Source organism: Dongia sp. P2_B8 (assembly GCF_056404715.1).
In genome coordinates this window covers 1,221,575-1,243,545 of the sequence record NZ_JBFUDM010000003.1, presented here as the reverse complement: position 1 = coordinate 1,243,545, position 21,971 = coordinate 1,221,575, and the positions used below count along the sequence as shown (strand labels likewise).

The following is a 21,971-nucleotide window of genomic DNA, read 5'->3' as shown; positions in this document are numbered from 1 at the left end:
TCGGCCAGTATCTACTTCGTCACCGTGAACGGCGATGTCATGCCGGCTTCGTAATGGCCCTTGAGGTTGCACATCAAGAGATAGTTGCCGGCCTTGAGATCGGCGGTCAGTTCGCCGGTCTTGCCAGCCTGCAGATCCTCGACTTCGCCCATTGATTTCAATTTGTCTTCGTCAACGCGGTGCTTGCCCGCCATCATCGGAATCTTGTCGTTCTTGTGCTTCAGCTTGATCACCACCATCTCATGATCGGTGGCGATGGAATCGTTCTTGACGACGAAGGTTACCTTGCCTGCGGGCACCGATGGTTTGTCGAGCATCATGCCCATCTTGTCGCCGGCGTCGCCGGTCAAATCAACGTTCACAGTGGAATCCGCCCAGCTTGGAAGGCTGGACGCAAAGAAAACCGCCGCGCCGAGCAACAGGCCGCGCATCGAGGATGTCGACATTCTGGGTAGCTCCATATGAAGATTGTCAGGTTCGTGTAAGCTGCGACCGCCTGTAGCGATCACGCACGGACCCTAGCAAGGACGACTGACAGACAGCTGTCCTTACCCCTTCACAGATTGAGGATGTCCAAATGCCGCAGGCCTGCCCTCAATCCTCGGGATCGCCGCCCTCTTCCGCGTTACGCTTGTCGTAGGCGGCGCCGTCGAACTCGGCGCGGCAGGCTTGCAGCATCTGCCCGATGCTGGGCAGTGCCTTGCGGTCGACCTGCGCGGCCGGATCCCACAGTTTGGAGCGTGCCAGAGATTGCGAGCAATGCACGTAGCAGCGATCGATGCTGACGATCATCGCCGAGCGCGGGATCTTGCCGTTGATGTCGGCGAACGATTGCAGCAGGTCGGTATCGACCGAGACCTTGGCATAGCCGTTGACCCGCATGGTCTCACCCACGCCGGGCACCAGGAACAGCATGGCGATGCGCGGATCCGAGACCACGTTGCTGAGACTGTCCACCCGGTTGTTGCCGCTACGGTCAGGAAGGATCAGCGTCCTCTTGTCTTCGACACGTACAAAGCCCGGCGGGCCACCGCGTGGAGAGGCGTCAAGACCTTCTTCGCCTGAGGTCGAGAGGATGACGAAAGGCGAGGCCTTGATGAAGGCCATATAGGGTTCAGTCAGGAAGGTCATTTCCTTGACCAGCGATGCCGGCACCGGCTCACCGTAGAGATCGCGCAGCACTCCCGGCTGATTGATTTTGGCTTGGTCGTTCATGCCCATTCCCCCTCAAGAGTCAGCGCCCGATCCTATTGGACCGGACGCTGCTGTGGAAGGCAGGAATTGGCTGACCGTTAGGCGGCTAGCCTGCCAARCGATGTCCCTCAGGCGTCGACGGGTTCGACCGTCTCTTCGCGCGGGGTGGATTTGGATTCGACGATCTCGAAGGTGAGCTTGCCTGTCGCCGCGTTGAAATCGACACGGACGGTGCCGCCCTTCTCCAACTTGCCGAACAGAAGTTCTTCCGCGAGCGGCTTCTTGATGTGCTCCTGGATCGTGCGGGCCAGCGGCCGCGCGCCGTAGAGCGGGTCGAAGCCGATTTCAGCCAGATGCTTCCTGGCCGCATCCGAGAGCTCGATGTTGACGTGACGGTCGGCAAGCTGAGCTTCCAGCTGCATCACGAACTTGTCGACCACCTGGGCCACGATCTCGGCCGGCAGGTTCGAGAACGGAATGACCGCGTCGAGGCGGTTACGGAATTCCGGTGCGAACAGGCGTTCGATTTCGGCGGCATCCTCGCCCTCGCGCTTGTCGCGCATGAAGCCGATCGCGGCTTTGGCCATCATCGAGGCACCGGCATTTGTAGTCATAATCAGGATGACGTTGCGGAAGTCGACCGACTTGCCGTTGTGGTCGGTGAGCTTGCCGTGATCCATCACCTGCAACAGGATGTTGAAAAGATCAGGATGCGCCTTTTCAATCTCGTCCAAGAGCAGGACCGCGTGCGGATGCTGGTCGATGGCATCGGTCAGCAAGCCGCCCTGGTCGAAGCCGACATAGCCCGGAGGTGCGCCGATGAGGCGCGAGACCGTGTGGCGTTCCATATATTCCGACATGTCGAAGCGCACCAGCTCGATCCCCATGACACGGGCGAGCTGCTTTGCCACCTCGGTCTTGCCGACACCAGTCGGCCCCGAGAAGAGATAGGAACCGATAGGCTTGTCCGGCTCGCGCAAGCCAGCACGCGCCAGCTTGATCGACGCACAGAGCGCACTGATCGCCGGATCCTGGCCGAACACCATGGTCTTCAAATCACGCTCAAGCGATTTCAACGCGATCTTGTCGTCCTTGGAGACGGATTTCGCCGGGATGCGGGCGATGATCGCCACCACCGCTTCGACATCTTTCACGGTGATGGTCTTCTTGCGCTTCGATTCAGGAAGCAGCATCTGCGCCGCACCGACTTCGTCGATGATATCGATCGCCTTGTCCGGCAGCTTGCGGTCGCCGATGTAGCGCGACGACAATTCCACTGCGGCGCGGATGGCTTCCGCCGTGTAGCGGACATTGTGGTGCTTTTCGTAATAGGGCTTGAGACCGCGCAGGATCTTGACCGCATCTTCCTGCGACGGTTCGTTGACGTCGATCTTCTGGAAGCGGCGGACCAGCGCCCGGTCCTTTTCGAAATGCTGACGGTATTCCTTGTAGGTGGTCGAGCCGATGCAGCGCAGCGAACCGGATTGCAGCGCCGGCTTCAACAGGTTCGAGGCATCCATCGAGCCACCCGAGGTGGCGCCGGCGCCGATCACGGTATGGATCTCGTCGATGAAGAGGATCGCCCCTTCGAGATTCTCGAGTTCCTTCACCACAGCCTTCAGGCGTTCTTCGAAATCGCCGCGATAGCGGGTACCGGCCAGCAACGAGCCCATGTCGAGCGAGTAGATGGTGCAGCCTTTGAGCACATCCGGCACGTCACCCTTGACGATGCGGCGCGCGAGACCTTCGGCAATGGCGGTCTTGCCGACGCCGGGATCACCCACATATAGCGGGTTGTTCTTGGTGCGGCGGCACAGAACCTGGATGGTGCGCGAGACCTCGGTATCGCGGCCGATCAAGGGATCGATCTTGCCGTTCTGGGCCTTCTGGTTGAGGTTGACGCAATAGGCTTCCAGCGCCTCGGTGCCGGATTTGGCCGCCGGTTCGCCCTCTTCCTTTTCCGCCGCCCCACGCACGCGCTTAGGTTCGGCGCGGCCCGCGACCTTGGCGATTCCGTGGCTGATATAGTTGACCGCATCGAGGCGGGTCATTTCCTGCTCCTGCAGGAAGTAGACTGCATGGCTTTCGCGTTCCGAGAACAGTGCCACCAGGATGTTGGCACCGGTCACTTCCTCGCGGCCCGAGGATTGCACATGGATGGCGGCGCGCTGCACGACGCGCTGGAAGCCGGCGGTGGGTTTGGCCTCCGCCTGCTGCTTGCTGATGATGTTAGCGAGCTGATTGTCGACATAGTCGATAAGATCGCGCTTCAGGCGCTCGATATCGACATTGCAGGCACGCATCACAGCGATCGCATCCTGATCGTCGGTCAGGGCCAGAAGCAGATGCTCCAGCGTCGCATAATCGTGCCGGCGCTCACTGGCCAGGGCCAAGGCGCGGTGCAGAGTTTGTTCGAGATTGGGCGACAGCATGGGCCGGGACATCCTTCCTTGACTGACTAGGAACGGTCAGATGGGACATTGCCCGCCTGCCGCCTGTTCTTTTTCCAACGACTGGTCTTCCCCACTTGGCGTCTAACTTCCCCTATTCCTTCTCCATCGTGCATTGCAGCGGATGCTGGTGACGGCGCGCGAAGTCGATCACCTGCGAAACTTTGGTCTCGGCAATCTCATAGGTATAAACGCCGCACACCCCGACACCGCGGTGGTGCACATGAAGCATGATCTCGGTCGCCGCCTCACGGCTCTTATTGAAGAAGCGCTCTAGCACATGCACGACGAATTCCATCGGCGTGTAGTCGTCGTTGAGCAGCAGGACCCGGTACATGGACGGCTTCTTGGTCTTCGGCTTGGCCTTGACGACCGTGCCGACACCCGGGCGGCCATTGTTGCCGCCCTGATCGCCATCGTCGCCATCCTCAGGGCCGGAAAGTGCCGGGCCAAGAACGCGAATTGCCCGCGTCAGATCCATCGCTTCGTGTCTCGTTTCAAGGTCAGATGTCGGAGTCGCTATCATGGGTCTATCATATTGGATGCTAAGGCCGAGTTAAAAGGGGCACACGGAAATGGGGCCCCTGCATATTTGCCGGGTCTGCACATTTTTGCCCCCTCAAATACCCGCACGGCCAATACCGTCACTATGAACTGTAATGACAAAGGCGCCGTTATAGTCGCGGTCGGTACCCTTTGCCTGGTCGTTCTTGTCCATATAAGTGACGGTCTGGGGCGGCTTGTAGCCGATGCCGGTGCTGTCATGCTTCAGCAGAAAATCCAGAAAGTTCGTGCGGTTAAGGCTGATCGCCCGGGGTTTGTCGGCCCAGGCGTTGAAATGGAACTGCCCGGCCTCGCAGCCGGCGACCAGCCAATAGAAATCCTGCGAATGCAGCCGCAGGCCCGCTTGGTCGCCGTCGGCAAAGCCCGATTGGTGCAGCAAATCACGCAGTTTTGACCAATCCGCGTCGCTCAACGCAGCTTCCGAGCGGCGGAAATTCCAGGGGCCTAGCAGTTCGTCGAAGCTGCCGAAACTCATCTGCGTGAGGTTGCCGCTGGTACCCCGGGCGCGGGCCAGAATCTGCGGCTTCGGACTACGCGTGACCTCATAGGTCCGCACATGGTCGTAATATTGGCCGTTATAGACGATGCGGTATTGGTCCGGCCCGCCAGCGGCACAGGAATTGCGGATATCGGCAGCGTCGAGATAGCTGAACCAGGTGAATTTGCGCTCGATCGGATTGTCGATTCCGGTACCGGCGCCCTGGTTTCCCGCGGAATTATAGGCGCACGCCCCAAGGAGCAGCGCCGCCATTCCGAGGGCCGAGATCTGGCGCAACCGCACCGAGCGAGCGCCAAGGAGTGTGAGGATCATCGCTTATTTACCTGATTCCGTTGAGTCTTGTTTTAGTTTACCAGAAATTAGGAGGTGGTAGGCTATAGACAGGATTCTACGGTTAACGTAGGATCGGACACGAAATTGCCCAAATCTTTTCACCGGCTTAGGGGGAAAAGCACGATGTTGCTGTCGCAGCGGTCCGCGCGAGGTCCGATTCTGTCCGTTTTTCGTCAAATCGGCTTCGTTTTCGCGGTCGCGACAATGGTCAGCCTGGTCGGCCTCGGTGCGACCGCTCAGACTGCCAGCGCCAAACCGGTGGCGGCAAGCATTGTGGTTGATGCTGAAACAGGCGAAGTGCTGTCGCGTTCCAATGCCGACGCAATTACCTATCCCGCCTCGCTCACCAAGATGATGACCCTCTATCTGCTGTTCGATGCCCTTGAGAAGGGCAAGATCAAGCTGACCGACCGGATCACTTTCTCCGCCAATGCCGCTGCCGAAGCGGCCACCAATATGAACGTCAATGCCGGTGACTCGATCGCTGTGGAAACCGCGATCCTGGCCATTGTCGTACGCTCCGCCAACGATGTGGCGACCGCCGTTGGCGAACAGCTCGGCGGTACGGAATCAGCCTTTGCCCGCATGATGACGGCCAAGGCGCGCGCTCTTGGCATGAACAACACCACCTACCGCAATGCCAACGGCCTGCCTAATCCGAGCCAGCTGACCACGGCCCGCGACCAAGCCACGCTTGGTGTCGCCTTGTTGCGCGACCATCCGAAATATTACGGCTATTTCAGCCGCAACAGCTTCGTTTACCGTGGCAACACCTATGGTGGCCATAACCGGGTGATGAAGAAGTTCGCCGGTGCCGATGGTATCAAGACCGGTTACATCCGCGCCGCTGGCTTCAACCTGGTTTCGTCGGCCGAACGCAATGGCCGCCGTCTGGTCGGCGTCGTCCTCGGTGGCGCCAGCGCGCCGGCCCGCGACAAGCAGATGGTTGCCCTGCTCACCACCGGCTTCAAGACCAATCGCGGCATCGGCGACGTGCTGATGGCCAAGGCCCCCGGCAGCGCCGGCCCAGCCCAGAATACGCCGGTCGTCGCCTCCGCCGCCAATGACGCGCCTGCGGTTGCTGAGCCGAGCATGGATGAGGTGGTCGCAGCAGCTTTGGTGCCGACGCCAAAGCCCACCACGCGCCCGGATGATTCCATCGGCACGGCGATTGCGACCATGGCCAGCGTGTCGCTGGCCCCCGCCGTGGCGTCGCCCGACAATCAGGCTGTCGCCAATGTCTGGAGCCCGGACAAGAACCAATTCGGCATCCAGGTCGGCGCTTATTCAAAATTCAAGCCGGCCCAGAAAGCCGCCGAACGCGCCACCAAGGCGGTGCCCGCCCTGCTTGCGGATGCGCGCATCGTGGTCGACCAGGGCAACAGCAACATCTACCGCGCCCGCGTCTTCGGCCTGACCAAGGCAGATGCCGACGCCGCCTGCAAGAAGCTGAAAGCCAAGCAGACCGATTGCCTGGTGCTGAAGGCCGATAGCAGCGTCGCTCAATCCGCTCAGTAAGTCGGTCCCCGCAAGCCCGTATTGCGAACCCTCGACGAAGACCTGGACGGCCAGTTCGTCAAGCACATAGCTCAACAAATTTTCTTTGCCGGCAGCGTCACAGCGGGCCTTGGCAGGCTTGTACGCGCTGTTGCAATAGACCGTGCCTAGGCGGGTTGGGAAAATTCCTTGAAAGGGAGCTCGGTCAAAGGTTGGACAAGAACATCTGATAGACCGGGTTCGCCGTCTCATCCTCGTAAGGGTAGCCGAGCGTCGCCAGGCGCTCATCGAAACGCATCCGATCGGCCGTTGGCACCTGCAGGCCGGCCAGCACGCGCCCGTAATCGGCGCCGTGATTCCGGTAATGGAACAAGGTGATGTTCCAGTTCGATGCTACGCCATCGAGAAACTTCAAGAGTGCGCCAGGGCGCTCGGGAAATTCGAACCGAAGAATCACTTCGTCCCGCAGATTGGCCGTCCGCCCGCCCACCATATAGCGCACATGAAGTTTCGCCGTTTCATTGGCACTGATATCAAGCACATCATAGCCAAGCTGGCGCAACTCTGCCAAGAGCGCCGCCTTCTCGCTCCCCTCGCCACCGAGTTTGATGCCGACGAAGACATGAGCTTCGCCCCGGCTGGCATAGCGGTAGTTGAATTCCGTGATGTTGCGATTGCCTAGCACCTGGACAAAGCGGCGATAGCTACCCTGCTTTTCCGGAATGGTGACGCCCAACAGGACCTCGCGTGCCTCGCCAACTTCCGCGCGCTCGGCCACATGCCTCAGGCGATCGAAATTCATATTGGCGCCGCTGTTGATGGCGATGAGCGCGCCGCGCCGTATTGGATTCGCGGCGACGTAGGTCTTGAGCCCCGCCAGCGACAGAGCGCCGGCGGGCTCCGCAATGACACGCATATCCTCGAATATATCTTTCACGGCCGCACACATTTCATCTGTGTCGGCGGTCAGGATATCGTCAAGCAGCCCCTGGCAAAGCTGGAAGGTCTCGATCCCCGCCTGCCGCACGGCGACACCATCGGCGAACAGGCCGACCCGATCGAGTGTCACACGCGTCCCGGCATCAAGTGCCGCCTTCATCGAGGCCGCATCAACCGGCTCGACGCCGATCACCTTGATTTCCGGCCGCAGGAACTTGACGTAAGACGCTATGCCGGCCGCCAACCCACCGCCACCTATCGGTACGAAGATGGCCTCGATGGGATCGGCATGCTGGTGCAGAATTTCCATACCAATCGTCCCCTGCCCCGCGATGACGTCCGGGTCGTCGAAGGGATGGATAAAGGTCAGTCCCTGTTCCTGCTCCAGTTTCTTGGCATGGATATAAGCTTCATCAAACGCGTCGCCATGAAGAACGACGCGGCCGCCCCAGTGGCGCACGGCATCGACCTTGATCGGCGGCGTGGTAAGCGGCATGACGATGGTGGCGGCGATGCCGAGCTTCTGTCCCGAGAGTGCGACACCTTGCGCATGGTTGCCGGCAGAGGCGCAGATGACGCCCTTGTCGCGGGCCGCCTGCGACAGCCGCGCCATCCGGTTATAGGCACCGCGAATCTTGAAGGAGAAGATCGGCTGCAGATCCTCCCGCTTCAGCAGAATCTGAGCATCCAGCCGCGCGCTCAAGCGCGGCATGGTGTCCAGCGGACTCTGGATCGCCACATCATAGACACGAGCATCGAGGATTTTACGGACGTAATCAGTCACAGGCGCTGTTCTTTCTAGCCGACGCGGATCTCTAAGGTGCCAATACCGTCGACCCCACCCAAAAGTTCGTCACCGCGCTGCACGGGGCCAACGCCGGCCGGTGTACCGGAGAAGATGAGGTCGCCGGCCTTGAGTTCGAACAGGCCGGAGAGATAGCTGATCATCTCCGGCACCTTCCAGATAAGTTGCGCAAGATCACCCTGCTGCTTCAAGGCGCCATTGACCTTAAGCCAGATCGCGCCGGCACGGGGATGACCGATATCGGCAGCCGGCACGATCTCGGAACAAGGTGCCGCATGCTCGAAGGCCTTGCCGATTTCCCACGGGCGGCCAGCCTTCTTCGCCTCGCCCTGCAGATCGCGCCGAGTCATATCGAGACCGACGGCATAGCCAAAGACGTGGGCCAGCGCCTGGTCTGCCGGAATATCCCTGCCACCGGATTTCAGCCCCACCACCATTTCCAATTCATAGTGCACGTCCTGGGACTTGTCCGGATACGGGAAGATGCCGCCATTGGGAACGATGCTGTCCGGGTTCTTCTGAAAGAAGAACGGCGCCTCGCGCTTTGGATCATGACCCATTTCGATGGCATGTTCGGCATAATTGCGGCCGACACAATAGATGCGGTGGATCGGAAACAGATCGGCCCGCCCTTTGATCGACAAGGCAGGCACGGAGGGGGGCGGAAAGGCAAAACTGAGACCGGGCATCATCCAAATCCTGGCAGAACATCACTGGATCGCCGCAGGATAGTGCCGGTAAGCCCGTTCATCACCAGCTATTTTGAGACGGTCAGCTGGCGTTGGCCCTTTTACCGCCTTTGGTCCCCAAGCGGTCCCGCAGCTCAGCCACGATCTCGAAGGAGCGCAGCCTGGCCTGATGATCGAAGAACTGGCCAGCGATCATCACCTCGTCGATTCCGGTATCCGTGATGAAATCGAGGAGGCCCTGCTCTACAGCCTCCGGCGCGCCGACCACGGCGAAGGCCAGGGAATGTTCGACCATCTCCCGTTCCATGGGCGACCAATAGCCGTCCATGCTGTCGACGGGCGGCGGCAGCGGGCCGGGCGTGCCGCGGCGCAGATTGATGAACTGCTGCTGCAGCGAGGTAAAATGCCACCTCGCCTCAGCGTCGGTGGCAGCCGCAAAAACATTGAGTCCGGCCATGGCATAAGGCTTTGCCAACTGCGCCGACGGTTTGAAATTGGCGCGATAGAGCGCCAGCGCCCGCATCAGATAGTCGGGCGCAAAATGTGAGGCGAAGGCAAAAGGCAGCCCCATCTCGGCAGCCAGCTGCGCGCTGAACAGGCTCGAGCCCAGCAGCCAGATCGGCACATCGAGGCCAGCACCCGGCACCGCCCGCACCGCCTGGCCGGGTTGCACTGGTGCAAACCAGGCCTGCAGTTCGGCGACATCCTGCGGGAAGCTATCGTCGCTGCCGACAAGGCTTCTGCGGAGCGCCCTCGCCGTCCGCTGATCGGTGCCAGGCGCCCGGCCGAGCCCCAGATCGATGCGACCCGGGAACAAGGATTCCAGCGTGCCGAACTGTTCGGCGATAACCAGGGGTGCGTGGTTGGGCAACATGACGCCACCGGACCCCACGCGGATGCGCTTGGTGCCGCCTGCCACATGAGCGATCACCACCGACGTCGCCGCGCTGGCGATGCCCGGCATGTTGTGATGTTCCGCCAGCCAATAACGCTGATAGCCCCAGCCTTCGGCATGCTGGGCGAGATCGAGCGTATTCTTGAAGGCCTGGGTCGCCGTAGCACCCTGATTGATCGGCGACAGATCGAGGACCGAAAAGGGAATCATGGGCCGCGACCTCCTGGATGGGAAATGAAGATGCGAGGATAACGACTCCCGGCAGATAGCATACGTGGTCAATTGGGCGGGGACGCATGCCCAGATTGCAAAGCCGCAGGGCTGGAAATGCCGTGTTCCCACCCTATGCGGCGACAAAGCCCTACTGGGCCTGGGGATGGTTGGGGCCGGCAGCTTGCGATATGCTGCCTGGACGGGTTTAACTTCCACGAGTCGAACATCGTCCTTTCTGGAGATCTCCGGGGCACATGAAACAGATCGAGGTCCGACTGGCCGTGGTGCTCTATGGCGGCGTTTCCCTGGCCGTCTATATCCATGGCGTCACCCGCGAGATTTTGAATCTCATTCGCGCCTCCAAATTATTCCATGCCGATGGGACGCCGCCGACCGACGGCAATGACAGCACCGCGGTCTATTACGATCTGCTGCAGTCGCTCAGTCCCGAGATTGACCTTCGCGTGGTGATCGACCTCATTTCCGGCGCATCGGCCGGCGGCATCAACGGGGTCATGCTGGCACGCGCCCTGGCTCATGACCTGCCGCTGGAATCGCACCGCGAACTGTGGCTGCAGAACGCCGACGTAACTCAACTCTCGGCGCCGGCAAGCCTCTGGAGCCGGGCATTGAAGGCACCGCTGGCACCGCTCCTCGACAATCTGCTGGTGCGCCGCTTCGGCAACCAGGTCGCCGACCCGGAGACACGCGCCAAGGTGCGGCGCTTCGTACAGGCACGCTGGTTCACCCCACCCTTCTCTGGTCGGCGTTTTTCCGGCTGGATGCTGGATGCCTGCGACAGCATGGATCTGCCGGCAAAGCCCGGCGCCAGCCTGTTGCCGCCGGGCCACCGCCTTGATCTCTTCGTCACCGTCACCGACTATCTCGGCCATCATCACCGCATCACCTTGCATGATCCGCCGGTGGTCGAGGAAACCGAACATCGCCGCATCCTGTCCTTCAGCTGCCGGCGCGCGCTCTCCGGTGAACTGCAGAGCGAGTTCGGCCCCGGCCATGTGCCGTCTTTGGTGTTCGCTTCCCGTGCCACAGCATCTTTCCCTGGCGCCTTCATGCCAGCCACGGTCGGTGAAATGGACGATATCCTGGCCGAACGCGCACGGGACTGGCCGGCGCGCAGGGCGCTGCTTGTTGAGAAGCTCGGCATCGAGGGCGATCTCGAACTGGGCGCCCGCAACCGCTATTTCATCGACGGCAGCGTCGTCATGAACAAGCCATTTTCACCTGTCATTCAGGCACTGGGCGACCGGCCGGCGAGCCGTGAAGTGGTGCGCCGGATCATCTATGTCGATCCCAACCCACATCACGACGGCCCCCAGCGCAGCGGCCGCGGTGCGCCCGGCTTCTTCCGAACCATTCTCGCCTCGCTCGCCGTCATTCCGCGCAATGAACCCATTGCCGACGATTTGCTCGGCGTCGAGGCTTCCAACAAGCGTGCCCGCCGGATGGCCGAGATCCTGTCCGCCGCCGATCCGGAAGTGGAGCGTCTGGTCGACAATATTGTGCAGGCGGATGCGGAAAACCCGCCAACCATCGCCGAGGTCGGCCGCTACCGCGCAGCAGCCAACGAAGCTGCGCACAGAGGTGCCGGCTATGCCTATCTCAGTTACCAGAAGCTGAAGATACGCGGTGTTTGCGACCGCCTTTCGGTGCTGGTGGCTACCCTGGCCACCAAGAAGGACTTCGTTGCCGACCGTGATCGGATCGGCATGGCGTTCGACCGCTGGCTGGCGGCCGATCCGGCGCCACCAGCGCGTACCATCCGTTTCCTGCGCGGCTTCGATGTCGAGTTTCGTCTGCGGCGCATCCGCTTCGTTATCCGCCGCCTGAACGAGCTATATCGCACCGCCGGCGATACCGGCATCGATGTCGGGTCGGCCGCGATCGACGATTTGAAGGGTGCGCTCTATGAGGTGATCGAACGCGCAGCCCCCCGTTGGGATCCGCAGCAATATGCAGCACCCGCCATTGGTGCGACAGAACGCCTCGCGCTCGCCGCCATGTCCGGTGCTGAACTCGCCAGCGATGACCTCGCCATCCTGGAAGAGAGTCTTGGCCTCATCCCCATCGACCATACACTGGACGAAATCATCTCGGTGATGGGCTTTGCCTTTCTGCCGCCAATCGCCCGGCGCGCGGTTGCCAAGGCCTATGTCGGTTTCGCCTTCTTCGATCTCATCACCTTTCCGATCCTGCAATGGACCGATATGGATGAGATCAATGAGGTGCTGGTGGACCGCATCAGCCCGGATGATGCGCGGGGCCTTTCCGGCAGCGTCACCCTGCGCGGCACCTCGTTGATGAGCTTTGGCGCCTTCTTTAACCGCGCATGGCGGGAACATGACTTCCTGTGGGGTCGCCTGAACGCCGCCGAGCGCTGCGTCGATGTGATCGCCTCGGCAATCGGCACGCGCGCCAAGATAGGGCTCGACGTCGACCGGCTGCGGGGCAGGCTGTTCCTCGCCATCCTTGATTCCGAGGAGGCACATCTGCGGGCAGATCCCGAGCTTATCCCGCGCCTGCGCCGCGAGGTGATGGCGCGCTACGGCTTCGAATAATTCAGCTCAAGAAATTCAGGCGGGCCGATCAGCCACCCACAGCGCCACCGTCAGAGATTCGCCGGCCAGATGCTTGACCGACGGGGCGCCCAGACCGGCAGCACGGCACCAGGCGGCAATCTGCGCATCGTCAAATCCCATCCATCGATGCGCCTGTTCTTCGCGCAACTGTTCCAGTCCGTGGGTGACGAAATCGACGATCACCAACCGGCCACCGGGCGCCAGCACGCGTGCTGCCTCAACGATCGTGGCATCCGGCCGGTCGGCGAAATGCAGCACCATGTTCAAGGTGACGGCGGTGAAGCTACCATCCTCGAACGGCAGCGCCATCATATCCGCCTGCCGCACCTGGCAATTTCGCAAGCCAGCACGGAACAGGTTGGACCTCGCCACGTTCAGCATCTCGCGCGAACGATCGACGCCGATCGCCGATTGCACGATCTTGCCAGTCAGCAGCAGCACATGACCAGCGCCGGTGCCGATGTCGAGCAGGCTTTCGATGGGCGCCTTCGGCAAGGCAGCGAGCAAAGCCGCATCCACCGCCGCCTGATCGGCGTGAAGTGAGCGGATCTGTTCCCAATCGCCGGCATGTTGACGAAAGAAGTCAGCGACCCGCGTGGTCCAGCCCTCGGAGATCGTCTGCAGGCGCTTGAGATCCTGTGCATGCTGCCGGTCGTCGGAGGGCAGCAGGTCGACGATGAGACGCGCCAGTTCGCCGCCAACCCCCTCTTCCGGCAGGCGGTACCAGGCCCAGGGACCTTCCTGGTTCCGCACCAGGACGCCAGCTTCCACCAGCAGCTTCAGATGACGTGAGATGCGGGGCTGGGACTGGCCGAGAATTTCAACCAGATCACTGACGGTCAGCTCCGCATGAGCACAAAGCCCCAGAATGCGCAACCGGGTCGCCTCGGCCGACGCCCGCAAGCCCTTGAGAATCTCGTCCATCACGCCCCCATACCCGGCGTAGAACGCGTCCGGGCTGGGATAATGATATTTTTATCTGCTTATGCTTAGCAAGCGCGATGTTGACGACGATGTCTGTAGCTCAGGCCCGCTTCGGCCGCCCCAGGCTGCGATAGTCGAAGCCGGATTTGCGCATTTCCCGCGAGCCATAGACATTGCGCAGATCGATCACCAGGGGATGCCTCATGAGAGCATGCATGCGGCCAAGGTCCATGGCCCGGTAGGCATTCCATTCCGTAAGCAACACCAGGGCATCGGCACCGTCCAGCGTCTGATAGGCGTCGGTGCAATAGGTAACGTCAGGCATCAGCTTGCGTGCCTCCGCCATGCCTTCCGGATCATGGGCCATCACCTCGGCTCCTGCCTCACGCAGGCGCGGGAGGATCACCAGGCTCGGCGCATCCCGCATGTCGTCCGTATTGGGCTTGAAGGTCAGGCCGAGGATGGCGACGCGCTTGCCCTTCCCACTGCCGCCAAGTGCCGCCAGGATCCGGTCCGCCATATCGCCTTTGCGCGCGTCGTTGAAGGCGACAGTCGCCTCGACCAGGGTGAGCGGTGCGTTGGCCTGGCGGGCGGTATGCATCAGGGCCAGCGTGTCTTTGGGAAAGCAGGAGCCGCCATAGCCGGGTCCGGGATGCAGGAACTTCGAGCCGATCCGGCCATCAAGCCCGATGCCGCGCGCAACATCATGCACGTCGGCACCAACCTTCTCGCAGAGATCCGAGATCTGGTTGATGAAGGAAATCTTCATCGCCAGGAAGGCGTTGGCGGCATATTTGATCAGCTCCGCCGTCTCCAGTTCGGCAAACAGGATCGGTGTTTCGATCAGGAACAGCGGCCGATAGAGCCGGCGCAGCACGTCGCGCGCTTTGTCGCTCTGCGTCCCGATGACAACGCGGTCGGGCCGCATGAAGTCGCCGATCGCAGCACCCTCGCGCAGGAACTCCGGGTTGGAGGCCACGTCGAACTGCGCCTCGGGCCGCGCCGCACGGATGATGCGCTCAACCTCACGGCCCGTGCCCACCGGCACGGTGGATTTGGTGACGACCACGGCATAACCATCAAGCTCTGCCGCGATCTCGCCGGCCGCTGCATAGACATAGGTGAGGTCGGCATGGCCATCGCCACGCCGGCTGGGTGTCCCCACCGCGATGAAGATCGCCTCGGCGCCCTGCATGGCCGCCTTGAGATCGGTGGTGAAGCTAAGACGCCCGGCCTGGCGGTTGCGCAGCACGAGATCGTCAAGGCCCGGTTCGAAGATCGGAATCTCGCCGCGATCAAGTGCCGCGATTTTCGCCGCATCCTTGTCGACGCAAACGACATCATGGCCGAATTCGGAGAAGCACGCACCGGACACCAATCCGACATAGCCAACACCGATCATCGCGATACGCATAACTTGCTCCGATATAAATTAAGTAGAATTTCCGAAAGGTCGTGTGTCTGCCGTCCTCCACCCCTTGCATCAAGTGGGGCCAAGGATGGCAGGCCGTATTACAGCTTCATTACAGCTTCAACGTCCGCGCGATGTCGGCGACGGCCTGGCGGACCGTCTTGCCCAGGATCGGATGTGCGACGCCGAGCGCCATGTTGGCCTCGATGAAGCCGGCCTTGTCGCCACAATCGTAGCGCGTGCCGTCGAAGCGGAAACCGTGGAACGGCACCTGCCCGATCATGCGTGCCATGGAATCGGTAAGCTGGATCTCGCCGCCGGCACCCGGTTCCTGCGCCGCCAGATGCGTGAATACTTCCGGCTGCAGGATATAGCGGCCGATGACGGCCAGGTTCGAGGGCGCCTTGTCCGGCGAGGGCTTCTCGATGAGGCCTTTGACCTCAACCAGCTTTCCAGTGTCGGTGCCCGGCTTCAGGATGCCATAGCGGCTGGTATGTTCGTGCGGCACTTCCATGACCGCGATGATGTTGCCGCCGACCTCGCGGTACATGTCCGCCATCTGCTTCAGGCACGAGACCTCGCCATGCACCAGATCGTCGGCCAGCAGCACAGCCACGGCCTCGTCGCCGATGAGATTGCGCGCGCACCAGACGGCGTGGCCCAGGCCCTGCGGTTCCTGCTGGCGCACATAGGCGATATTGCCCGGGACCGGCAGCATCTTCTTCAGCAGATCCAGCTCCGGCTTCTTGCCGCGCCGCGTCAGCGTGTCCTCAAGCTCGTAGGAATGGTCAAAATGATCCTCGAGTGCCGATTTGCCGCGGCCGGTCACGAAGATGATCTCCTCGATCCCGGCGGCATAGGCCTCTTCCACCGCGTATTGAATCAACGGCTTATCGACCACCGTCAGCATTTCCTTGGGCATCGACTTGGTGGCGGGCAGAAAGCGGGTCCCCAGGCCACCCACCGGGAAGATGGCCTTTTTCAGCGGCTTTACCATCGAAGATCCTCTTGAATTAGTGCACTGCAGCATTTCTGCCATGGCGGGTATGCCGACATCAAGCATGACCCGGCAGAAACCCGCCAAGATTTCGCGAACGTCACGGGACTAACACAGAAGTCCCCGTTTTGTGCCACCATCTGTGTGACTTCAGGGAGAATTAGGCCAGATGACCTAGCCTCCTCGCGGGCTAACGCTCTACTGACGTCAGTGTCGGCGACTCCGGCGTGTCAACCTTGACCGGCAGTAGATTGAGCGCTTCCAGGAGTTCGCGCACTTCCTGGCGTGCGGCGACATGGGACATGCGCCACTGCACCCCGGCATCCTTGCGCGAGAGATCGAGCAGGGTCAGGCCGCGTGGAAACAATTCGCGAAAAATGACCCGTTCGGTGAAACCAGGCGCAATGCGAAAGCCGATCCGCTTGGCCAATTGCTCGAGCAAACGCCCGATATCACGCTTGTTGCGGGCATCCAGGCTGGAGAGGCGGTTGCGCATCACCACCCAGTCGATCGGCTTGCCGCCCGCCATGGCACGGCGCTTCCGCTGCTCCCACACGGTTTCGGCATAGACGCTGGGCCGGCGGATCGTGGCCCCCTCATCCTCAATCCGCCCGAAGAGGTCGAGGTCGAGAAAACTGTCGTTCAAGGGCGAGATCAACGTGTCGGCGCGAATATGTGCTGCCCGCGACAAGGCGCTGTCGCTGCCGGGCGTATCGATGACGATGTAGTCGTTGCCGGAGAGGCGCTGCAGCGCATCGGCAAGATTGGCGTCGTCCTCTTGCGTCGCCACCTCGCGGCTGTCGGCCTTGCTCTGGTTGATCCCGATATGCTCGGGCATCGGCAACGGAGTCAGCATGGCCTCCGCCGATTTGCGCCGGTTCTCAACATAGCGCGAGAGCGAGCCCTGGCGCGCATCGAGATCGATCGATCCCACTTTCCGATCCGCGGCCAACAAAGCAACGATGAGATGCATGGCGGTGGTCGATTTGCCGGAACCGCCCTTTTCGTTGCCCAAAACGATGATGTGAGGGCCCGATTTTGCCATCGCTAAGCTGCCGCCGGCTTGACCCAGACAGCTGTATCGTGAAACACCGCGCCGCCATCGGGCTTGCCCGCGTCATCACTCACCAGCGTATTGACGCCGAGGCCGCCAGGGAAATCGGCATTGCCCCACAGACTTTCGATCACCACGACACCCGGCAGCAACCCGTCAAAATATTTGGCATGCAGGCCGATGATTCCCAGCTTATTGCCGACATTTACCGCGCCGCCATTGACAACACCAAAACTTTTGGCGTCGTCAGGATGGATGAGGATGGTCGGCCGCTCTTCGCGCTGGCGCGAGGTCGGCGTCATCGTGAAGGTCGAATTGAGGAACTGCCGCGCCGGCGCCGTCACCAGCCGCAGCGGATGTTCGGCATTGGCCAGATCGACGATCGGCGCGTAGTCCGGCAAAGGCGGCAGGCCTTCGATATCAGGTCCGATCGCCGCCCAGTCAGGCTTGAAGCGGAACTTGCCACCGGCATGACCAAAACCGTTGAGGAAATGCGTCGTCTCAAAATCGAGTGCGCAATCTTCCCAATGCGCATCATAAAGCGTCTGCGCATCGCGATGGCCGGACAGTTTCAGCGTCTCGTCGATGATCTCCCACTCTGTCATCTCAAAACCCTTGTGGCGGCAGCCAAGACGCTTGGCTAACTCTGAGATGACAAAGTGATTGGGCTTCGCCTCGGCATAAGCCTCGATCACCTTGCGCGTCACCTGCAGATGCGTATGGCCACTGGCCCGGTAGATATCATCATGCTCCAGGAATGTCGTCGCTGGCAGCACGATATCCGCCATCGCCGCGGTTTCGGTCATGAACTGCTCATGGACGGCGGTGAAGAGATCCTCACGCGCGAAGCCTTCCCGCACCAGTTTCGTGTTGGGGCAGACATTCATCGGGTTGGTATTCTGGATGATCATCGCCGTAACCGGCGGCCCGTCACCCAGATCCTGCCTGTCGCCGTTCAAGACCGCACCCAGGCGCGACTGATCGAGTTCGCGGACGCTGTCGTCCTTGAGGTCGAGCCCCATGATCAGCTGGTTGTTCATGTGATAGATGGTGCGGTTGGAATAATGCGCCCCGCCGCCCTTCTCCGCCCACGCCCCTGTCACGGTCGGCAGGCAGGAGACCGCATGCAGACTGACAGCACCGTTGCGGCTGCGCGAGAAGCCATAACCGACACGGATGAAGCTCTTCTTCGTGCGGCCATAGAGACGCGCAAATTCACGGATCGTCTCAGCAGGAACGCCGGTGATCGTTTCCGCCCATTCCGGCGAGCGGCTGGCCACGTGGCGCTCCAGCTCCGCAGGGGCATCGGCATGGCGTGCCATATAATCCCGGTCGGCGAAGCCTTCCGCGAACAGCACGTGCATGACTGCGACCGCCAGCGCCGCATCGGTGCCGGGCCGCAGCATCAGATGCATGTCGGCTGCCTCGGCTGTGCCGGTGCGATAGGGATCGATCACCACCAGCTTAGCACCCCGCGCCTTCCGCGCCCGGGCGATATGGGTCATGACATTGACCTGCGTCGCCACCGGATTGCCACCCCACACGACGACGAGATCGCTCTCCGCGATCTCGCGCGTATCAACACCACGCATGATGCCGACACCAGCCTGCCAGCCGGCATCCGACAGCGAGACGCAGATGGTGCTCTTCTGCCGCGAATATTTCATCTCATGGGTCAGGCGGAAAATGCCGTCGCGCTGCACCAGTCCCATCGTGCCAGCATAGTAATAGGGATAGACCGCTTCCGGCCCATGACGTTGCGCCGCGCGCTGGAACTGTTCGGCGATCTCATCAAGCGCCTGGTCCCAACTGATCGGTCGATAGGCTGCGCGCCCGACACCTTTGTCGCCTACGCGCCGCAGTGGCACGTCGAGCCGGTCCGGGTGATGCTGCCGCTCGGCATAGCGCGCGACCTTGGCGCAGATCACCCCGGCGGTATAGCTGTTGGCCTTCGCCCCATGAATGCGCCCGATCTGAGTCGGCGAGACTCGCTCGACCTCCAGCGCGCAGGTCGAGGGGCAATCATGTGGACAAGCGGAATGGACGATATCAAAAGGCGCCATATTTCAATGCCTTAGAGTGCCGGCTGCAAAGCCATCGTGATTGCCGGCACTCTAGCCTGAGAGCCCTTCTACGGCAACGGAAACGCCTCGCTTATTTCTGCTCCGGCATATCACCTGGCACGCCATAGGAAGGCGCCGCATTGGGGTCCAAGGCGCGCGTAATGTAGGCCTCCATCTGCGGCTGGAAATCTTCCCACAGGCGCTTCAGCGGGCGGATCGGGTTGTCGTCGCTCCAATCGATGCGGAGATCAACGAGCGGCCAGCTTTGTTCATGTACCACCAGCAGGCCGGCCGAATGCACCGGCCCCATCTCGCCGCCGGCGACAATGCCGGCCTCGAGCCCCAGCAGCAACCTATCGACAAAGTGCCGGCCCTTGGATTGGGCGAAGGCACGCGCCATGACGGCCGGCACGTCCGCATTCTGCAGCAGGTTGCCGGCGGCGATGCAATCTTCCGCCTCGGCAACATTGTTGGTGCCCAGCGTCTTGGCGCCGGACCAGAATGCCGTGCGGCCCTTCGTGTCGATGATCGTTACCTGGCGGTGCTCAGGATGCGGCGCCTTCGCCATCAGCGCCTTCATGGCGTCCGGCGCACTCATCCCTTGCGCGAGGAGGTCGAGCCCCTGACTGCCGAGGCGCGGGTCGGTCACGTTCTGCGTCGAGACGGCACCGACACCCGCGCGCGCCCAGGGGCAGCGCGAGGCAACCGCGATCGACGAGGTCGTGATCGCGACGCCAAACATACCGGTCTCGGCACAGCGGCCGACAAGCGAAAAAGTCATGCGGGCCCGATCCCTATTTGGTTTTGCGGGCCGCCCTCTTCTTCGCAGTCTTTTTGGCGCGATCCGCCTTGTCGGCGGTGTCCTTCCACTGCAAGGCCGCAGGCGGCTCTTCCAGTTTCTTCATACGACTTTCCGGGATCACCGCATAGGCGTCGATTTCCATGACCCATTCCGGCCGCGCCAGGCCTTGCACCACGAGGCCGGTCGAGACCGGATAGACGCCCTTCAGCCACTTGCCGACCACTTTGTAGACCGCCTCGCGGTAGCGGGGGTCGGTGATGTAGACCACGATCTTGCAGATATCGGCAAGCTTGCCGCCCTGCTCTTCCAGCAGCTGCTTGACGTTACGCATTGCCTGTTCGCTCTGCTGGCTAGCATTGCCGACACCCACCATCGACCCGTCCAGCGCCTGGCCGACCTGGCCGCGCAGGAAGATGGTGTTGCCGGCCCTGACCGACATCGAAAGGTCGTTGTCGAGGCTTTGTTCCGGATAGGTCTTCTTGGTGTTGAACTTGCGCAAACGCAGATGGCTATAGGTCATCTCTTTACTTCTTCTTCCACTGGTTCATGACGCGATCCGACAAACCGGCGCAATCCTTCACATAATCCAGCGCGCTCGACATGTCGAAATTCATATAGATGGCATTGAGATGCGCAAAGGGCGGGGATTGCGCGAACAGCTCGAACGTCACCATGTGCCCGGCGCGGTCGGAATTGAGAAGATCGCGGGCAAAGGCCAGCAACTTGCGGCGATCATCCGCCTGCCAGAATTCGTTGACCGTATAGTACTTGTCCATCCACGGCTTGATTTCCGGATTGTCGAAGGTGGCCTTGCTCGGCGTCACACAGATCTGCCCGCCGCACAATTCGCGCGCCAATTGCATCATCGCCGGCAGCTGATTGATCGCCGCATGCCGCCCGGTATAGAGCAGCGACTGGTTCGGCATCAAAAGCCCTCCCGGGCTCGGCTGCGCCATGGTGATGGCGGCCGTGAGATGCGCGTTGATCATCTCGCGGTATTGAATGAGGAGCGCCAGCTTCTCGCGCACCGCCGGCTGGGCGTCGAGGCCGGTCTGCTTGGCATTGAACGCCGCTGCCCCCAGCATCATGTCGGCGATATACAGAAGGCGCAACGTGTAGGGATAGGCGCTGTAACGGTGCAAGGTTCCGCGGATATAGGCAGCCGCCCGCGTGTGGCGATGGAACAGCACATTCTCCCATGGCACGAACACATCATCGAAAATCAGCAGCGTGTCGACCTCGTCGGCGCGGTTGGAGAGCGGATAATCGTCAACCGGTGCCCGGCCAGTGAAACCGGAGCGGCAGATATGCTTGAGGCCGGGCGAGCCCATATCGCAGATGAACCCCAGCGCATAGTCGCTGAGCTTGTCGTCGCCCCAATTGGCGATGGTCGGCTTCACAAAAGCCTGGTTGGCATAGGCCGCCGCGGTCTCATATTTCGCTCCGCGCACGATGATACCGGCATCGGTCTCCTTGACCAGATGCAACAGCATGTCCGGATCCTGGTCCTGCGGCCGCTTCGAGCGGTCGCCCTTGGGATCGGTATTGGCCGAGACGTGGAACGTGTCGGAATCCAGCACATGCTGGATATGGTGTTCGATATTCTTCGAGAATTGCGGATCGACCTCGTTCAACACATCGCGCCCGTCATAGAGTGACCACATCTCGCCCACCGTCTCGTCGCCGACGCGCACCGCGTAACCTTTGATGTCCCGCATCACCGTGTCGATGGCGCGGCGCTTGGCATGCCAATCTTCCTGCGTGTGCGGCAGCTTGTAGCCGATGCAGTTTTCCTGGCCGGATTTCTCGTCGCGATAGGCCATGACCTCCTTCGTCTTAGCCTCATGCGCCATGTCGTAGATCCGGGCACGGATATCGACGATCGGCTTGAACGCCGGATGCGTGGTGACGTCCTTGACCTTCTCACCATCGATCCAGACGTTGCGACCATCCTTCAGGCTGTCGCGATATTGGGCACCTGTCCGCAGCATGCAAATTCTCCCTCTTCCGGGTCTTTTCGACTCCGCTCCCACCATCTTGCGCAG

18 protein-coding genes are annotated in these 21,971 nt (G+C 61.4%); 2 read left to right on the top strand and 16 right to left on the bottom strand.

All coding sequences use genetic code 11. The features are described from left to right. Positions 1-11: 11 nt before the first annotated feature. The 5 genes from AC1DWZ_RS13350 to AC1DWZ_RS13330 all read right to left on the bottom strand — a co-directional run bounded on the left by AC1DWZ_RS13350 (position 12) and on the right by AC1DWZ_RS13330 (position 5,019). Complete coding sequence (locus tag AC1DWZ_RS13350; protein ID WP_477169387.1) at positions 12-446, bottom strand: sulfocyanin-like copper-binding protein; 435 nt, start codon at positions 444-446, stop codon at positions 12-14. Between the two features lie 148 nt (positions 447-594). Beyond that, entirely contained in the window at positions 595-1,215 is a 621-nt protein-coding gene (locus tag AC1DWZ_RS13345) for a pyridoxamine 5'-phosphate oxidase family protein (RefSeq protein ID WP_477169386.1), read from the bottom strand. Positions 1,216-1,322: 107 nt separating this feature from the next. Then, the gene (gene clpA, locus AC1DWZ_RS13340) at positions 1,323-3,626 is read right to left on the bottom strand and encodes an ATP-dependent Clp protease ATP-binding subunit ClpA (protein ID WP_477169385.1); all 2,304 of its coding nucleotides are present in this window, start codon (positions 3,624-3,626) and stop codon (positions 1,323-1,325) included. Between the two features lie 112 nt (positions 3,627-3,738). Next, on the bottom strand, positions 3,739-4,125 hold the full coding sequence (clpS, locus tag AC1DWZ_RS13335) for an ATP-dependent Clp protease adapter ClpS (RefSeq protein WP_477169384.1): 387 nt from the start codon (positions 4,123-4,125) through the stop codon (positions 3,739-3,741). 138 nt (positions 4,126-4,263) lie between these two features. Beyond that, positions 4,264-5,019: a hypothetical protein gene (locus AC1DWZ_RS13330; protein ID WP_477169383.1), complete on the bottom strand. Its 756-nt coding sequence runs from the start codon at positions 5,017-5,019 to the stop codon at positions 4,264-4,266. A gap of 225 nt (positions 5,020-5,244) precedes the next feature. On the opposite strand from AC1DWZ_RS13330, the gene AC1DWZ_RS13325 reads away from it, so the two are divergent. Then, positions 5,245-6,558 (top strand): serine hydrolase, encoded by a 1,314-nt coding sequence (locus AC1DWZ_RS13325; protein WP_477169382.1) that lies wholly within the window; start codon positions 5,245-5,247, stop codon positions 6,556-6,558. 184 nt (positions 6,559-6,742) lie between these two features. Here the strand turns inward: AC1DWZ_RS13325 and ilvA are convergent, their stop codons facing one another. From ilvA to AC1DWZ_RS13310, 3 genes are all read right to left on the bottom strand, one after another. Beyond that, positions 6,743-8,260: a threonine ammonia-lyase, biosynthetic gene (gene ilvA, locus AC1DWZ_RS13320; protein WP_477169381.1), complete on the bottom strand. Its 1,518-nt coding sequence runs from the start codon at positions 8,258-8,260 to the stop codon at positions 6,743-6,745. Between the two features lie 14 nt (positions 8,261-8,274). After that, positions 8,275-8,970, bottom strand: a complete 696-nt coding sequence (locus AC1DWZ_RS13315) for a fumarylacetoacetate hydrolase family protein (protein ID WP_477169380.1) — start codon at positions 8,968-8,970, stop codon at positions 8,275-8,277. An 82-nt stretch (positions 8,971-9,052) separates the two neighbouring features. Further along, positions 9,053-10,075 (bottom strand): LLM class flavin-dependent oxidoreductase, encoded by a 1,023-nt coding sequence (locus tag AC1DWZ_RS13310; RefSeq protein WP_477169379.1) that lies wholly within the window; start codon positions 10,073-10,075, stop codon positions 9,053-9,055. A gap of 257 nt (positions 10,076-10,332) precedes the next feature. Here AC1DWZ_RS13310 and AC1DWZ_RS13305 point away from each other — a divergent pair, with 257 nt between their 5' ends. Next, on the top strand, positions 10,333-12,654 hold the full coding sequence (locus AC1DWZ_RS13305) for a patatin-like protein (protein ID WP_477169378.1): 2,322 nt from the start codon (positions 10,333-10,335) through the stop codon (positions 12,652-12,654). A 15-nt stretch (positions 12,655-12,669) separates the two neighbouring features. On the opposite strand, the gene AC1DWZ_RS13300 is transcribed toward AC1DWZ_RS13305, so the two are convergent. The 8 genes from AC1DWZ_RS13300 to AC1DWZ_RS13265 form a co-directional block, all read right to left on the bottom strand. Continuing rightward, entirely contained in the window at positions 12,670-13,599 is a 930-nt protein-coding gene (locus tag AC1DWZ_RS13300; RefSeq protein WP_477169377.1) for an ArsR/SmtB family transcription factor, read from the bottom strand. Positions 13,600-13,699: 100 nt separating this feature from the next. Continuing rightward, on the bottom strand, positions 13,700-15,013 hold the full coding sequence (locus tag AC1DWZ_RS13295) for a UDP-glucose dehydrogenase family protein (protein ID WP_477169376.1): 1,314 nt from the start codon (positions 15,011-15,013) through the stop codon (positions 13,700-13,702). Between the two features lie 109 nt (positions 15,014-15,122). Beyond that, positions 15,123-16,007: a UTP--glucose-1-phosphate uridylyltransferase GalU gene (gene galU, locus AC1DWZ_RS13290; protein ID WP_477169375.1), complete on the bottom strand. Its 885-nt coding sequence runs from the start codon at positions 16,005-16,007 to the stop codon at positions 15,123-15,125. Positions 16,008-16,197: 190 nt separating this feature from the next. Further along, positions 16,198-17,052 carry a division plane positioning ATPase MipZ gene (locus tag AC1DWZ_RS13285; RefSeq protein ID WP_477169374.1) on the bottom strand — a complete coding sequence of 285 codons (855 nt, stop codon included), beginning with the start codon at positions 17,050-17,052 and terminating at the stop codon, positions 16,198-16,200. A 2-nt stretch (positions 17,053-17,054) separates the two neighbouring features. Beyond that, entirely contained in the window at positions 17,055-19,124 is a 2,070-nt protein-coding gene (locus AC1DWZ_RS13280; protein WP_477169373.1) for a molybdopterin oxidoreductase family protein, read from the bottom strand. Between the two features lie 91 nt (positions 19,125-19,215). Next, positions 19,216-19,905, bottom strand: coding sequence for a DUF1028 domain-containing protein (locus AC1DWZ_RS13275; protein ID WP_477169372.1), 690 nt, complete (start codon positions 19,903-19,905; stop codon positions 19,216-19,218). Between the two features lie 13 nt (positions 19,906-19,918). Next, the gene (locus AC1DWZ_RS13270) at positions 19,919-20,446 is read right to left on the bottom strand and encodes a RidA family protein (protein WP_477169371.1); all 528 of its coding nucleotides are present in this window, start codon (positions 20,444-20,446) and stop codon (positions 19,919-19,921) included. Between the two features lie 4 nt (positions 20,447-20,450). After that, entirely contained in the window at positions 20,451-21,917 is a 1,467-nt protein-coding gene (locus AC1DWZ_RS13265) for a 4-hydroxyphenylacetate 3-hydroxylase family protein (RefSeq protein WP_477169370.1), read from the bottom strand. Between the last annotated feature and the right edge of the window lie 54 nt (positions 21,918-21,971).

Bases quoted from the DNA above. Each gene is read 5' to 3' on its own strand.
- AC1DWZ_RS13265 (WP_477169370.1), bottom strand. From the start codon at position 21,917: ATGCTGCGGACAGGTGCCCAATATCGCGACAGCCTGAAGGATGGTCGC.
- AC1DWZ_RS13315 (WP_477169380.1), bottom strand. From the start codon at position 8,970: ATGCCCGGTCTCAGTTTTGCCTTTCCGCCCCCCTCCGTGCCTGCCTTG.
- AC1DWZ_RS13270 (WP_477169371.1), bottom strand. From the start codon at position 20,446: ATGACCTATAGCCATCTGCGTTTGCGCAAGTTCAACACCAAGAAGACC.
- AC1DWZ_RS13280 (WP_477169373.1), bottom strand. From the start codon at position 19,124: ATGGCGCCTTTTGATATCGTCCATTCCGCTTGTCCACATGATTGCCCC.
- AC1DWZ_RS13330 (WP_477169383.1), bottom strand. From the start codon at position 5,019: ATGATCCTCACACTCCTTGGCGCTCGCTCGGTGCGGTTGCGCCAGATC.
- AC1DWZ_RS13345 (WP_477169386.1), bottom strand. From the start codon at position 1,215: ATGAACGACCAAGCCAAAATCAATCAGCCGGGAGTGCTGCGCGATCTC.
- clpA (WP_477169385.1), bottom strand. From the start codon at position 3,626: ATGCTGTCGCCCAATCTCGAACAAACTCTGCACCGCGCCTTGGCCCTG.
- AC1DWZ_RS13285 (WP_477169374.1), bottom strand. From the start codon at position 17,052: ATGGCAAAATCGGGCCCTCACATCATCGTTTTGGGCAACGAAAAGGGC.
- AC1DWZ_RS13325 (WP_477169382.1), top strand. From the start codon at position 5,245: ATGGTCAGCCTGGTCGGCCTCGGTGCGACCGCTCAGACTGCCAGCGCC.
- AC1DWZ_RS13310 (WP_477169379.1), bottom strand. From the start codon at position 10,075: ATGATTCCCTTTTCGGTCCTCGATCTGTCGCCGATCAATCAGGGTGCT.
- clpS (WP_477169384.1), bottom strand. From the start codon at position 4,125: ATGGATCTGACGCGGGCAATTCGCGTTCTTGGCCCGGCACTTTCCGGC.
- AC1DWZ_RS13295 (WP_477169376.1), bottom strand. From the start codon at position 15,013: ATGCGTATCGCGATGATCGGTGTTGGCTATGTCGGATTGGTGTCCGGT.
- AC1DWZ_RS13300 (WP_477169377.1), bottom strand. From the start codon at position 13,599: ATGGACGAGATTCTCAAGGGCTTGCGGGCGTCGGCCGAGGCGACCCGG.
- galU (WP_477169375.1), bottom strand. From the start codon at position 16,007: ATGGTAAAGCCGCTGAAAAAGGCCATCTTCCCGGTGGGTGGCCTGGGG.
- AC1DWZ_RS13275 (WP_477169372.1), bottom strand. From the start codon at position 19,905: ATGACTTTTTCGCTTGTCGGCCGCTGTGCCGAGACCGGTATGTTTGGC.
- AC1DWZ_RS13350 (WP_477169387.1), bottom strand. From the start codon at position 446: ATGTCGACATCCTCGATGCGCGGCCTGTTGCTCGGCGCGGCGGTTTTC.
- AC1DWZ_RS13305 (WP_477169378.1), top strand. From the start codon at position 10,333: ATGAAACAGATCGAGGTCCGACTGGCCGTGGTGCTCTATGGCGGCGTT.